This is a genomic window from Variovorax sp. GW821-FHT09D04, assembly GCF_059416405.1.
Map to the genome: position 1 here is coordinate 533,075 of NZ_JBWKPA010000001.1, position 13,595 is coordinate 546,669.

The window sequence follows — 13,595 nt, forward strand, 5'->3', positions numbered from 1 at the left end:
ATCATGAAGCTGCATAACTATTTCCGCTCCTCCGCCTCGTTCCGTGTCCGCATTGCCCTGAACCTCAAGGGCCTGGACTACGACTACGTGCCCGTGCACATCGCGCGCGGCGAACACCGCACCGGTCCGTACTCGGCGATCTCGGCCGACATGCTCGTGCCGCTGCTCGAAGACGAAGGCGAGCGCTTCTCGCAGTCGATGGCCATCATCGAATACCTCGACGAAACGCACCCCGAGCCGGCGCTGCTGCCGACCGATCCCGTGGGCCGCGCCCATGTGCGTGCGCTGGCGCAGTCGATCGCCTGCGAGATCCATCCGCTGAACAACCTGCGCGTGCTCAAGTACCTCGTGAAGGAACTGAAGGTCGACGACGAAGCCAAGAACACCTGGTACCGCCACTGGGTGCGCGACGGCCTGCTGTCGTTCGAGCGCCAGCTCGCGCAGCACCCGGGCGGCACCTACTGCTGGGGCGACACGCCCACCATCGCCGACTGCTGTCTCGTGCCGCAGATATTCAACGGCCGTCGCTTCGACTGCGACTTCAGCGGCCTGCCGCGCACCATGGCCGCCTTCGACGCCTGCATGAAGCTCGACGCCTTCCAGCGCGCACAGCCCTCGCAGTCGCCCGACGCGGAACCCTGAGCCGGCACGTTGCGATGAATCCGCAATGGCTGGTGCCCGAGTGGCCCGCGCCGCCGAACGTGCGTGCGCTGTGCACCACGCGCGACGGCGGCGTGTCGACCGGGCGCTATGAGAGCCTGAACCTCGGCGACCACGTGGCCGACGACGCCGCGCTCGTCGCCGAGAACCGCCGGCGGTTGCAGCAGGCGATCGGCACGCGGCCGGTGTTCCTGCAGCAGGTGCATGGCACGGGGCTCGTGTCGCTCGACGATGCGGTGCACGACGGCACCGTCGCCGATGCCTGCGCGGCGACGACTTCCGCGCGCGCCTGCACGGTCATGGTGGCCGACTGCCTGCCCGTGCTCTTCACCGACGAGTGCGGCCACCGCGTGGCTGCCGCGCATGCGGGCTGGCGCGGGCTGGCCGGCGGCGTGCTCGAGCAGACCGTGCGCGCCTTCGCGCAGGATGAAGGCGCGCCGCGCCTGATGGCCTGGCTCGGCCCCTGCATCGGCCCGAAGGCCTTCGAGGTGGGGGCGGAGGTCAAGGCCGCCTTCGAGGCGCAGTCGCCCGAGGCGGCGTCGTGCTTCACGCCCGCGGCCGAAGGCAAGTGGCTGGCCGACCTGCCCGCGCTGGCGCGTCAGCGGCTGCGTGCGGTGGGAGTCGCGTCGCTTCACGGCAACGACAGCGGCGATGCGTGGTGCACCGTCGCGCAGCCGTCACGGTTCTTTTCGCACCGGCGCGACGGCGTCAGCGGGCGCTTCGCCGCGCTGGTCTGGAAGGTCTGAACCCGCAGCCTCCGCGGCGGCGCGGCGCGCGGCCTCCTGGGCCTGCGCCTCGCGTTCCTTGATCGCCCGCCGGCGCGCCGGCGTGGCCATCAGGTAGATCACCAGCGCCACCGGCGCGAGGCCGTAAAGAAGAAATGTGAAGATGGCGCCCAGCACCGTGCCCGTGGTGTTGGTGGCCTCGGCCACCGCCATCATCACGGCCACATAGAGCCAGCCGATCACGATCAAATGGATGAACACAGGCGCAGACGTTTTGTTTCAAGGGATTAGTGAAAGCGCGGCGTTGTGAGTGCCTTGCGAATGCAGCATACTCAAAACACGCAAGCCATCCGTTCGTATCGACCCAGGCCACGGCCAGGAGACATGATGAAGCAACAAGACACGGGGGCCGATGCGTTCGCGCCCTTTCAAAAAGCCCTCACGCAGGGCTGGACCCAGGCCATGGAGGCTTTCCAGAAAGCTGCAGGTCCAGGAGGTTCCGCCGCTTTCGACGTCGGCGGCACGCCGCTATGGCAATTGCCACAAATGGCGCAATTCCCGGGCGCAGCCGCCATGCCCGAGCTGCCCAAGTTCTCCATCGATCCCGAGCAGCTCCAGTCCATCCAGCAGCAGTACCTGAGCGACGCCACCGACCTGTGGCGCCGCGGCTTCGGTGCCCGGCCCGAGGGCGACAAGCGCTTTGCCGCCGAGGCCTGGGGCAGCAACCCGCTGGCGGCCTTCTCGGCCGCCGTCTATCTGCTCAACGGCCGCACCATGATGCGCATGGCCGAGGCCATCGACGCCGACGACAAGACCAAGGCGCGCCTGCGCTTCGCGGTCGAGCAGTGGATGGCCGCGGCCTCGCCCAGCAACTCGCTCGCCTTCAACGCCGAGGCGCAGAAGAAAGCCATCGACACGCAGGGCGAGAGCATCGCCAAGGGCATCCAGAACCTGCTGCACGACATGAAGCAGGGCCACGTCAGCATGACCGACGAGAGCGCCTTCGAAGTGGGGCGCAACGTGGCCACCACCGAAGGCGCCGTGGTGTTCGAGAACGACTATTTCCAGCTGCTCGAATACAAGCCGCTCACCGCCAAGGTGTACGAACGGCCGTTCCTGCTGGTGCCGCCGTGCATCAACAAGTTCTACATCCTCGACCTGCAGCCCGACAACTCGCTCATCCGCTATGCGAACGAGCAGGGCCACCGCGTGTTCGTGGTGAGCTGGCGCAACCCCGACGAGTCGCTGGCCCAGGCCACCTGGGACGACTACATCGAGAACGCGGCCATCAAGGCGATCCACACCGTGCAGGAGATCAGCGGCAGCAAGCAGATCAACACGCTGGGCTTCTGCGTGGGCGGCACCATCCTGAGCACTGCGCTGGCCGTGCTCGCGGCGCGCGGCGAGAAGCCGGCCGCGTCGGTCACGCTGCTGACCACCTTCCTCGACTTCAGCGACACCGGCATCCTGGACATCTTCGTGGACGAGCCCATGGTGCAGTACCGCGAGATGCAGCTGGGCAAGGGCGGCCTGCTGCCCGGCGGCGACCTGGCCTCGACCTTCAGCTTCCTGCGCCCGAACGACCTGGTGTGGAACTACGTGGTCGGCAACTACCTCAAGGGCGAGACGCCGCCGGCCTTCGACCTGCTGTACTGGAACAGCGACGCGACCAACCTGCCGGGCCCGTTCTACGCCTGGTACCTGCGCAACACGTACCACGAGAACAAGCTGGCCAAGCCGAATGCGCTCACCGTCTGCGGCGAGAAGGTCGACCTCGGCAAGATCGACATCCCGGCCTACATCTACGGCTCGCGCGAAGACCACATCGTGCCCATCGGCGGCGCCTACACCTCCACGCAACTGCTCACGGGCAAGAAGCGCTTCGTGATGGGCGCTTCGGGCCACATCGCCGGCGTGATCAACCCGCCCGCCAAGAACAAGCGCAGCCACTGGCTGCGCGAGGACGGCAAGTTTCCCAAGACCCAGCCCGAATGGCTGGCCGGCGCGCAGGAGCAGCCGGGCAGCTGGTGGACCGACTGGGCACAATGGCTCAAGGGCCACGCGGGCAAGCAGATCCCCGCGCCCAAGGGCTACGGCAACGGCAAGGCCTACAAGGCCATCGAACCGGCGCCGGGACGCTACGTGAAGGCCAAGGCCTGAACGGGCGCCAGCTCCCGCAAGATCGCAACCGATTTCAAATCACCTCAACGGAGAGAACCTCATGGAAGACATCGTCATCGTTTCGGCTGCGCGTACGGCGGTCGGCAAATTCGGCGGCTCGCTCGCCGGCATTCCCGCCACCGAGCTGGGCGCCCTCGTGATCAAGGAAGTGATCGCGCGCGCCAACCTCACGGCCGACCAGGTGGGCGAGGCCATCATGGGCCAGGTGCTCGCGGCCGGCGCTGGTCAGAACCCCGCGCGCCAGGCCTGGCTCAAGGGCGGCGGCACCAAGGAAACGCCGGCGCTCACCATCAACGCCGTGTGCGGCTCGGGCCTGAAGGCCGTGATGCTGGCGGCGCAGGCCGTGGCCACGGGTGACAGCGAAATCGTGATCGCCGGCGGCCAGGAAAACATGAGCATGGCGCCGCACGTGCTGCCCAACTCGCGCAACGGCCAGCGCATGGGCGACTGGAAGCTGGTCGACACCATGATCGTCGACGGCCTGTGGGACGTGTACAACCAGTACCACATGGGCATCACGGCCGAGAACGTGGCCAAGAAGTACAACATCGACCGCGCCTCGCAGGACGAACTGGCCCTTGCCAGCCAGACCAAGGCCGCCGCCGCGCAGGACGCCGGCAAGTTCAAGGACGAAATCGTCGGCGTGAGCATTCCGCAGAAGAAGGGTGACCCCATCGTCTTCAACCAGGACGAGTTCATCAACCGCAAGACCAACGCCGAAGTGCTGGCTGGCCTGCGTCCCGCCTTCGACAAGGCAGGCGGCGTGACCGCGGGCAATGCCTCGGGCCTGAACGACGGCGCCGCCGCCGTGATGGTCATGACGGCCAAGAAGGCCGCCGCCCTGGGCCTGAAGCCGCTGGGCCGCATCGCCAGCTACGCCACCGCCGGCCTGGACCCGACCATCATGGGCATGGGCCCCGTGCCGGCGTCGCAGAAGGCGCTGCAGCGCGCCGGCTGGAAGGCCGCCGACCTCGACCTGCTCGAGATCAACGAAGCCTTCGCCGCACAGGCCTGCGCCGTGAACCGCGAAATGGGCTGGGACGTGAACAAGGTGAACGTGAACGGCGGCGCCATCGCCATCGGCCACCCCATCGGCGCGTCGGGCTGCCGCATCCTGGTGACGCTGCTGCACGAAATGCAGCGCCAGAACGCCAAGAAGGGCATCGCCTCGCTGTGCATCGGCGGCGGCATGGGCGTGGCGCTGACGATCGAGCGCTGAGCCTGATCACCGGGTGAACCGGTACGGGGAGGGGAGGCAGGGGCTCTGCAAGGGCCGATGCCTCCCCTCCTTTTTTTGTGCGCGCTGTTTGCGGGTTTCGCCTGCGGCTTACTTCGACCGGTCCGAGTCCACGAGGTCCCAGGCCAGGCCCGCGAGCCAGCCGATGCCCACCAGCCACGCGCCGGCGTGCACCGTGTCGATGTCGGCCGGGGCCAGCCAGTGGACCCCCAGGGCGATCAGCAGCCCGGCGATGGCACCGAGGCAGGACCAGGGGGAGCTGAGCGCTTCGAGCATGTCAGGGCGACTGTAGCGGCCCTCTTTCGCGCCTCGCATCGACCCGATTCGGCGTGCTGAGAACCTTTGGGTTCATTTGGGCGACGGTCACCCGACTGGCTGACGCTCTTGTTCACCGCTCAAAAATTGAGCAAAGTGTGGAATCCCTTTGTAAAACAATAACTTGCATTCGTTTTACAAAGCTCCACCCGAGTTACCCCCAAAGTTGCCCACAGAAAGTGGGGATTGCAGCGGACTTCTTCACAACCCGCCGCAAGTCGTTGGTTTCAAAGGGCGGCCTAGCACAGGCAACCCCCTGTTTTTTCGCTTGACTTTCCTGTTTTCGAGCGATTTTCAGGCCCCTCGGCGGCCCGACTTGTGCACTGCAAGATTTTTAAGCAGACTAACTATTCCCTTTATAAAACAACGACTTGCGTTCGCTTTACAACGCTGCCCCTGACTTACCCCCAAAGTTGTGCACAGAAAATGGGGAAGACATCGGGTTTCTCACAAGCCGCGCGCAAGTGCCTGTTTTTGGCCGAAAAACCGGCCGTCAGGCGGTCTCGGCCTGCGCGTCGGCGTAGTGCTTGCACAAGGTCTCGACCAGCGCCTGGGCGTACACGGGCAGGGCGGCGCGGTCCCGCACGAGCAGGTAGCGCTCGCGCACGCACCACGGGTCGCTGAGCTCGACCAGCGCGAGCCGCATGCTCTCCTGGTTGCGCCGCGCGGCCGACTCCGGCACCACGCCGATGCCCACGCCGCTGCCGATCATCCGGCACATGGCGTCGAAGCTGCCGAGCTGGATGCGCAGCTTCTGGCGCTTGCCCAGGTGGTCGGTGATCTGCCCCAGGAAGGCCTGCAGTGTGCTGCCTTGCTGCATGCCGATGGCGTCTTCGTCGAGCGTCTCGGCGAACGAGATGCGGCGGCGTCGCGCAAAGCGGTGCTGGCGCGAGGTGACGAGCACCAGCCGGTCGGTGCTGAAGTGGATGGCGTCCAGGCCCAGCGTGTCCATCTGGCCCGCGACGATGCCGATGTCGGCGCGCCCGTCGCGCACGCCGCGCGGGATCTGAGCATTCGGTTTTTCCTGAAGGTCGACGTTGATGCGTGGGTTGGCGGCCAGGAAGCCGGGCAGGATCTCGGGCAGGAAATCGGTCACTGCCGTGGTGTTGGCGAACACGCGCAGGTGGCCGCGCAGGCCGCCGCCGTACTCGAGCAGGTCGGCGCGCAGCTGGTCGGCCTGGTGCAGCACCAGCCGGGCGTGGTGCAGGAAGGCTTCGCCCGGCGGCAGCAGCCGCACGCCGCGGGCCTCGCGCTGCAGCAGCTGCAGGCCGGCCTGGTTCTCGAGCGCCTTGATGCGCGCGCTGGCCGCGGCCAGCGACAGGTGCTGGCGCTCGGCCGCCCGCGTGAGGTTGCCGAGTTCGGCCGTGGCCACGAAGAGGCGCAGGTCGGTGAGGTCGAAGAGCATGGGGCGATGGTAGCCAAGCCTTCGGAATTTCAGAAGCCTGGCTTCCGAAATCGCAGATTGCGCCGGCGGGGTAGGCAGAAGACCATGCGGCGATGGAGACACAACACAAGCCAACCACCAGCGGATTGAAAGTCCGTTGCTCTGCCCCGATGAGATTCCGCGCCCGCGCGCTGTTCGCTTTCGGCCTCGCCGCCATCACCTTGCTGGCCACCAGCACCGCCACCGCCCAGACCTACCCCTCGCGCCCCATCACGCTCGTCGTGCCTCAGGCCGCGGGCGGTACCAACGACATCGTCGGCCGTCTCGTGGGCCAGAAGCTCGGCGAGGTGCTGAACAACGCCAGCGTGGTGGTCGACAACCGCCCCGGCGCGGGCGGCAACATCGGCACGCAGTTGGTCGCCAAGGGCCCGAAGGACGGCTACACGCTGCTCATGACGATCAGCAGCAGCCAGGCCATCAACCCCGCGCTCTACAAGAACCCTGGCTTCGACCCCGAGAAAGACTTCAAACCCGTGGGCCTGATCGGCGCCGTGCCCAACGTGCTGCTGGTGAACCCGTCGTTCCCCGCGAAGAACTTCGCCGAATTCTTGAAGCTGGCGCGCGAGAAGGGCGCCAACTACCAGTACGCCTCGGCCGGCAACGGCACGCTCAACCACCTGCTGGGCGAAATGCTCAACAGCATGGGCGGCATCTCTTTGCAGCACGTGCCGTACAAGGGCGTGGCACCTGCCATCAACGACGTGCTGGGCGGGCAATTGCCCATCGTGTTCGCGAGCCTGCCTTCGGCGCTGGCCCACATCAAGGCCGGCAAGCTGCGCGCGCTGGCCGTGAGCGGCGAAAAACGCTCGCCCGTGCTGCCCGACGTGCCCGCCATCGCCGAGCAGGTGCCGGGCTACAACGGCACGCTGTGGATCGGCCTGTTCGCGCCCGCGGGCGTGCCCGCCGACGTGCTCGCCACCCTGCAGGACGCCACGCGCAAGGCGCTCGCGGCCAAGGACCTGCGCGACAAGCTCGACCAGCAGGGCGTCGAGATCGCCGCGCCCACCTCGCCCGAGCAGTTCTCGGCGCTGCTGCATGCCGACCTCGCCAAGTGGGCGCGCATCGTCAAGGCCTCGGGCGCCGCGGTCGACTGACCTCGCCACTCATCCTTCTTCCCGACACACACGACATGACTTCTCCCCTGATCGACGCCGAAGCCCTCGCGCGCCTGCAGGCCTGGCAGGGCCGCACCGAAACGCTGCGCGACGACCTCACGGCCGCGCCCGTGCGCGGCCTGTCCGCCACGCTCGACCGCGACGACCCGCTGCCCGAGGCGGGCACGCGCCTGCCTGCGCTGTGGCACTGGCTCTACTTCCTGTCGCACCACCGCCAGTCGGAGATCGGCGAAGACGGCCATGCCAAGCGCGGCGGCTTCCTGCCGCCCGTGCCGCTGCCGCGCCGCATGTGGGCCGGCGGCCGGCTGACCTGGGAACCGGGCAATCCGCTGCAGGTGGGCGATGCAGTCGAGCGCACCTCGACCATCGCCTCGGTCACGCACAAGGCCGGCCGCACCGGCGAGCTGGTGTTCGTGCTGGTGCGCCACGAGGTGCGCAACGCGCGCGGGCTCGCACTCACCGAAGAGCACGACATCGTCTACCGCGCCGCCGCCGCACCAGGCGAAGCCACGCCGCCGCCCACGCCCGCACCGAAGGACGCCGCCTTCAGCCGCGACCTCGTGCCCGACGACGTGCTGCTGTTCCGCTACTCGGCGCTGACCTTCAACGGCCACCGCATCCACTACGACCGCCGCTACGTGACGCAGGTCGAGGGCTACCCGGGCCTCATCGTGCACGGGCCGCTCATCGCGACGCTGCTGGTCGACCTGTTGCGCCGCAACGCGCCGGCCGATGCGCAGCTCGCGCGCTTCGAGTTCCGCGCCGTGCGCCCGACCTTCGACATCGCGCCGTTCCGCGTGCACGGCAAACCCGCCGAAGGCAGCACCGACGGCAAGACCTTCAGCCTGTGGGGCGAAGACGCCGACGGCTGGCTCACGATGCAAGCGACCGCCGTGCTCGCCTGACGCAAGGAAAGAAAGAAGAAGCCCATGACCAGACCCCTGGACGGCATCACCGTCATCTCGCTCGAACACGCCATCGCGGCGCCGTTCTGCACCCGCCAGCTCGCCGACCTCGGCGCGCGCGTCATCAAGGTCGAGCGCCCCGGCGGCGGCGACTTTGCGCGCGCCTACGACGAGCGCGTGAACGGCGAGGCCTCGCACTTCGTGTGGGTCAACCGCTCGAAGGAAAGCCTCACGCTCGACCTGAAGCAACCCGCCGCGCTCGCCGTGCTGCAGGAGCTCGTGGCCGGCGCCGACGTGCTGGTACAGAACCTCGCGCCCGGCGCCGCCGCGCGCATGGGCCTGGGCGCGCAGGTGCTGCAGGAGAAGCACCCCGCGCTCATCGTCTGCGACATCTCGGGCTACGGCGAAGACGGCCCGTACCGCGACAAGAAGGCCTACGACCTGCTCATTCAGAGCGAGGCCGGTTTCCTCTCGGTGACGGGCACGCCCGACGACCCGTGCAAGTCGGGCAACTCCATCGCCGACATCGCGGCGGGCATGTACGCCTACACCGGCATCCTCGCGGCGCTGATGCAGCGCGGCAAGACGGGCAAGGGCTCGCACATCGACGTGTCGATGCTCGAATCGCTTGCCGAGTGGATGGGCTACCCGATGTACTACGCCTACGACGGCGCGCCGCCGCCGCCGCGCAGCGCCGCCTCGCACGCCACCATCTATCCCTACGGCCCGTTCCCCGCGGGCGACGGCGGCACCGTGATGCTCGGCCTGCAGAACGAGCGCGAGTGGCGCGCCTTCTGCGACAAGGTGCTGCTGCGCCCCGAGCTCGCGAGCGACCCGCGCTTCGACAGCAACGCGCGGCGCAACGAACACCGCGAGGCGCTGCGTGCGCTCATCGTCGACACCTTCGGCGCGCTCAGCGCGGCGCAGGTGCTCGAACGGCTCGACACCGCGCAGATCGCCAATGCGCGCATGAACGACATGGCCGGGCTGTGGGCGCACCCGCAGCTGCAGGCGCGCGAGCGCTGGCGCCAGGTGGGTTCGCCGGCCGGCGACATCCCGGCGCTGCTGCCGGCTGGTCGCCAGAGCGCGTTCGACTACCGCATGGACCCGGTGCCCGCGGTCGGCCAGCACACCGACGCCATCCTGCGCAGCCTGGGCCGTGGCGACGACGCGATCGCGGCGCTGCGCGTGGCCGGCGCGGTATGAGCGGGCCCGCGAACGCCGCGCTCGCCCTGGCGCGCGCCTTTCTCTTCGTGCCGGCCGACCGGCCCGAGCGCCATGCGCGCGCACTGGCGACGGGCGCGGGCGGCGTGATCATCGACCTCGAAGATGCCGTGGCGCCCGCGCGCAAGGCCGAGTCGCGCGATGCGCTCGGCGCCTCGTTGGCAGCGTTGCCCGCCGAAGGGCGAGGGCGGCTGCTCGTGCGCGTGAACGCGAGCGGCACGCCGTGGCATGACGACGACTGCGCGCGCGCTGCGGGCTGGATCGCCGACGGCCTGATCGCCGGCGTCGTGCTGCCCAAGGCCGAGCACGCCGACGAACTGCATCGGCTGGCCGCCACGGCCGGACCGACGGCCGTGCTGGTGCCGCTCATCGAATCGGCCGCGGGGCTCGCGGCGCTCGATGCCATCGCGGGCGCGCCGCAGGTGCTGCGGCTGGCTTTCGGCCACCTCGATTTCCAGGCCGACCTCGGCATGGCCTGCGACGCCGACGAGGCCGAGCTGGTGCCCGTGCGCCTCGCGCTCGTGCTGGCCTCGCGCCGCGCCGGGCTGGCCACGCCCATCGACGGCGTGTCGCCCGACTGGCGCGACGCGCAGCGGCTCGCCGCCGACACCGCGCGCGCGCGGCGCGGCGGCTTCGGCGCCAAGCTGTGCATCCATCCCGAGCAGGTCGCACCCGTGCAGGCCGCGCTCGGGCCCACGGCCGACGAGGTGGCCTGGGCGCACCGCGTCACCGAGGCCGTGCGCGCGGCCGGCGGCGGCGTCGTGAGCCTCGACGGCCGCATGGTCGACGGGCCCGTGGTGCGGCTGGCCGAGCGCTGGCTGGCGCTGGCCGCATCCCACGGCCCGGGCGATTCATCCGTGACGCACTGATCCACAGACAAACCACAAGGAGACAAAGAAGTGAACGCAACGAAGACCTGGAAACTGAAAGCCCTCATCGCCGCATCGGCGGGCGCCTGCCTGCTCGCCGCCGCATCGCCCGCCGCCGCGCAGGCCGCGTGGCCCGACAAGCCCATCGTGATGGTCGTGCCGTACTCGGCCGGCGGCCCCACCGACGTGGTGGCGCGCATGCTCGCCGTGCCCATGGGCAAGTCGCTCGGGCAGACCGTGGTGGTCGAGAACACCGTGGGCGCGGGCGGCACCATCGCGCCGACCCGCGTGGCCAAGGCGGCGCCCAACGGCTACACCATCCTCATCCACCACATGGGCATGGCCACCGCGCCCGCGCTGTACAAGAAGCTCAACTACGACCCGCTGAAAGACTTCGAGTACGTCGGCCAGGTCATGGACGTGCCGATGACCCTGCTGTCGCGCAAGGACTTCCCGGCCAACAACTTCAAGGAGCTGCTGGCCTACGTGAAGGCCAACAAGGACAAGGTCTCGCTTGCCAACGCCGGCATCGGCGCGGTGTCGCAGCTGTGCGGCATGCTCTTCGCGCACCAGATCGGCGTGCAGCTGACGACCGTGCCCTACAAGGGCGCAGGCCCGGCGCTCAACGACCTCATGGGCGGGCAGGTCGACCTGCTGTGCGACCAGACCACGCAGACCGCGCCCGTCATCAAGGACGGCCAGCGCGTGAAGGTCTTCGGCGTGACCACGCCCAAGCGCCTGTCGAGCATGCCCGACATTCCCACGCTCGACGAGCAGGGCCTCAAGGGCTTCGACGTGAAGGTGTGGCACGGCGTGTACGCGCCCAAGGGCACGCCGCCGGCCGTGATCGAGAAGCTCAACGTGGCCCTGCGCGCCGCGCTGCAGGACGACAACGTGAAGAAGCGCTTCGCCGAGCTGAGCACCGAGGCCGTGCCGATGGACAAGGTCACGCCCGAGGCGCTGCGCAGCCACCTGGCGGCGGAGATCGAGAAGTGGGGGAAGGTGATTCGGGCTGCGGGGGTGCAGGCGGATTGAGCGCGACAGCTTGAGAGGTTCGGGGTCGGGGGCCGCAATGCCCCGGGCTCAGAGCTTTTTCTTCATGTAGGCGAGGTAGTTGCCGCGCGCGTAGTTGTCGATGCGGGCGAACTCTTCGTAGCCCTGCTTCAGGTAGAAGCCTCGCGCCTGCCACTCGAAGGTTTCGAGTGCGGCATTCCCGGCACCCAGCGCCTTGCCGCGCGCTTCCGCCTCCGCGAGCAGGCGACGGCCCAGGCCGGTGCCCCGGGCTTCCTCCTCGACGAACAGCACGTCGATGCGCAGCCATTCGAGGAAGACGAAGCCACGCAGCCCGCCCATCAGGCGGCCCTGCGCGTCCTTCGCGTTCAGCCACACGGGTTGCGTATCGGGGTACTCGCCGACGAAGCCGTAGTTGAACTCGCGCAACCGGCGGCCCAGGACGCCGGAGCGGACCTCTTCTTCGGAAGCGGTCGAAATCACTGTTTCGGTCATGCGTCGCCGTTCGCCAGCAAGGTCTCTTCGAACAACTTCAGCAACAGCCGCGCGAACACATCCATGTTCCATGGCCGGTTGGTTGCCCCGGTCTCGATCGTGCGGCTGACCACGAGGCCGTCCGCGCCGGTCACGGCGATGCAGACGTGGCCCGGCGCATCGCCGTACGGGCTGCCCGACGGCCCCGCCGCGCCGCTCTCGCAGATGCCCCATTTCGAGCGGTGGGCATCGCGGATGCGGCCCGAGATGAAGCGCGCGTAGGGTTCGGTCTCGCCGCGCATGTCGCCCATGTCCTCGGGCGTGAGGCCGAGCAGGGCCTTGCCGGCGCGGCGCGAGTAGATGACCGCGCCGCCCAAGAAATAGGCCGAGGCGCCCGGCAGCGCGAGCAGGGCGGCCGAGACCAGGCCGCCGGCCGACGATTCGGCCACCGCCACCGTCTGGCGCCGCTCGCGCAGCGTCGCCCCCACGCGGGCGGCGAGCACGGAAAGCGGTTCGAGGTCGGTGAGGTCGGGCGTGGGCATGGAGGTCGAAAGAAGTAAGAAAGAAGAAATGACCGACCGTTCGATCGATCAAGGGAACGCGTGAACGGATGAACGAACGGTCAGGCGAGGCCCGCGCGCGAGCCCGGTCGCCGCACATACGACGGCGCGCGCTCGTGGCTCGAGGTGTGGCCGTACACCGTGTCGGCCGGGTAGTACTCGGCCTGCAGCTGCACCTTGGCCGCGGCCTCCTCGCCCGCCACATGGGCGATGAAGGCCAGCATCAGGTCGGTGCCGGCCGAGACGCCGGCCGAGGTCCAGACGTGGCCGTCCTGCACGAAGCGCTGCTCCACCACCTTCACGTCGCCGAGCGCGCGCAGGCGGTCGAGCGATCCCCAGTGCGTGGTCGCGGTGCGGCCCGAGAGCAGGCCGGCCGCATGCAGCACGAAGGCGCCGGTGCACACCGACAGCAGCGCCTTGCAGCCCGGTGCCTGCGCGGCCAGGAACTGCACCATGGCGGGGTTGTCGACCTCGCGCCGCGTGCCCATGCCGCCGGGCACGAGCACGAAATCGAGCGGCGGGCAGTCGGCAAACGAGACATGCGGGTTGATCGACAGCCCCTTGGCGCAGACGACCGGGCCGTGCGTTTGCGCCACCACGAGGCAGTTCGCGGGGCCGCCGGCCAGCTTGCTCCACATGGTGAGCATTTCCCAGGGACCGACGAAATCGAGCTCCTCGACCTCGGGGAAGACGACGATTGCGAAATTCATGCGTGCGAACTCCTGGTGGGGTGCCGGCAGGGGCCGTGTCACGGGCGCGAAGCCGCAAGCATATAGAGTGCCGCCGAGGTGATGTCCGTGACAGCTGGTTGCAAGCTTGGCTCAGTGTTCTCCCTCAGAGTTGTGTGGCCTGAAAATGGCTAGAGTGAAGGCGGC

The 13,595-nt window shown here is 68.7% G+C and carries 15 protein-coding genes; 9 read left to right on the forward strand and 6 right to left on the reverse strand.

Features of this window, described 5'->3' with window-relative positions; all coding sequences use genetic code 11:
• Positions 1–3: 3 nt before the first annotated feature.
• A complete protein-coding gene (gene maiA, locus AC07O4_RS02350; RefSeq protein ID WP_095745808.1) occupies positions 4–642 on the forward strand; it encodes a maleylacetoacetate isomerase in 639 nt (212 codons plus the stop codon).
• A gap of 14 nt (positions 643–656) precedes the next feature.
• Positions 657–1,406: a peptidoglycan editing factor PgeF gene (gene pgeF / locus AC07O4_RS02355; protein WP_495303650.1), complete on the forward strand. Its 750-nt coding sequence runs from the start codon at positions 657–659 to the stop codon at positions 1,404–1,406.
• Here the strand turns inward: pgeF and AC07O4_RS02360 are convergent.
• Complete coding sequence (locus tag AC07O4_RS02360; protein WP_083259164.1) at positions 1,338–1,646, reverse strand: hypothetical protein; 309 nt, start codon at positions 1,644–1,646, stop codon at positions 1,338–1,340. The two genes, pgeF and AC07O4_RS02360, sit on opposite strands and share 69 nt — an antisense overlap.
• Before the next feature lie 126 nt (positions 1,647–1,772).
• Between AC07O4_RS02360 and phaC the strand changes: the two genes are divergently transcribed.
• Both phaC and AC07O4_RS02370 read left to right on the forward strand, forming a co-directional pair.
• Positions 1,773–3,545 (forward strand): class I poly(R)-hydroxyalkanoic acid synthase, encoded by a 1,773-nt coding sequence (gene phaC / locus AC07O4_RS02365; RefSeq protein ID WP_139703097.1) that lies wholly within the window; start codon positions 1,773–1,775, stop codon positions 3,543–3,545.
• 61 nt (positions 3,546–3,606) lie between these two features.
• Positions 3,607–4,785 carry an acetyl-CoA C-acetyltransferase gene (locus tag AC07O4_RS02370; protein WP_062480264.1) on the forward strand — a complete coding sequence of 393 codons (1,179 nt, stop codon included), beginning with the start codon at positions 3,607–3,609 and terminating at the stop codon, positions 4,783–4,785.
• Between the two features lie 108 nt (positions 4,786–4,893).
• Here the strand turns inward: AC07O4_RS02370 and AC07O4_RS02375 are convergent, their stop codons facing one another.
• Positions 4,894–5,118, reverse strand: coding sequence for a hypothetical protein (locus AC07O4_RS02375; RefSeq protein WP_492696808.1), 225 nt, complete (start codon positions 5,116–5,118; stop codon positions 4,894–4,896).
• A 493-nt stretch (positions 5,119–5,611) separates the two neighbouring features.
• Positions 5,612–6,523, reverse strand: coding sequence for a LysR family transcriptional regulator (locus tag AC07O4_RS02380; RefSeq protein WP_495303651.1), 912 nt, complete (start codon positions 6,521–6,523; stop codon positions 5,612–5,614).
• A 149-nt stretch (positions 6,524–6,672) separates the two neighbouring features.
• On the opposite strand from AC07O4_RS02380, the gene AC07O4_RS02385 reads away from it, so the two are divergent.
• The 5 genes from AC07O4_RS02385 to AC07O4_RS02405 are packed head-to-tail and all read left to right on the forward strand — an operon-like array spanning position 6,673 to position 11,710.
• Positions 6,673–7,656, forward strand: coding sequence for a Bug family tripartite tricarboxylate transporter substrate binding protein (locus AC07O4_RS02385; RefSeq protein WP_495303652.1), 984 nt, complete (start codon positions 6,673–6,675; stop codon positions 7,654–7,656).
• A 35-nt stretch (positions 7,657–7,691) separates the two neighbouring features.
• Positions 7,692–8,582 (forward strand): HTD2 family dehydratase, encoded by an 891-nt coding sequence (locus tag AC07O4_RS02390; RefSeq protein WP_495303653.1) that lies wholly within the window; start codon positions 7,692–7,694, stop codon positions 8,580–8,582.
• Between the two features lie 24 nt (positions 8,583–8,606).
• Complete coding sequence (locus AC07O4_RS02395; RefSeq protein WP_495303654.1) at positions 8,607–9,788, forward strand: CaiB/BaiF CoA transferase family protein; 1,182 nt, start codon at positions 8,607–8,609, stop codon at positions 9,786–9,788.
• Positions 9,785–10,675, forward strand: a complete 891-nt coding sequence (locus AC07O4_RS02400; RefSeq protein WP_495303655.1) for an HpcH/HpaI aldolase/citrate lyase family protein — start codon at positions 9,785–9,787, stop codon at positions 10,673–10,675. The genes AC07O4_RS02395 and AC07O4_RS02400 overlap by 4 nt, the downstream gene beginning before the upstream one ends.
• 30 nt (positions 10,676–10,705) lie before the next feature.
• Positions 10,706–11,710 (forward strand): tripartite tricarboxylate transporter substrate binding protein BugD, encoded by a 1,005-nt coding sequence (locus AC07O4_RS02405; protein WP_062480864.1) that lies wholly within the window; start codon positions 10,706–10,708, stop codon positions 11,708–11,710.
• Positions 11,711–11,758: 48 nt separating this feature from the next.
• Here the strand turns inward: AC07O4_RS02405 and AC07O4_RS02410 are convergent, their stop codons facing one another.
• The 3 genes from AC07O4_RS02410 to AC07O4_RS02420 form a co-directional block, all read right to left on the reverse strand.
• The gene (locus AC07O4_RS02410) at positions 11,759–12,181 is read right to left on the reverse strand and encodes a GNAT family N-acetyltransferase (RefSeq protein ID WP_095947110.1); all 423 of its coding nucleotides are present in this window, start codon (positions 12,179–12,181) and stop codon (positions 11,759–11,761) included.
• Positions 12,178–12,702, reverse strand: a complete 525-nt coding sequence (locus AC07O4_RS02415; protein WP_495303656.1) for a CinA family protein — start codon at positions 12,700–12,702, stop codon at positions 12,178–12,180. The genes AC07O4_RS02410 and AC07O4_RS02415 overlap by 4 nt, the downstream gene beginning before the upstream one ends.
• Before the next feature lie 80 nt (positions 12,703–12,782).
• Entirely contained in the window at positions 12,783–13,430 is a 648-nt protein-coding gene (locus AC07O4_RS02420) for a DJ-1/PfpI family protein (protein WP_070061119.1), read from the reverse strand.
• Positions 13,431–13,595 lie beyond the last annotated feature (165 nt).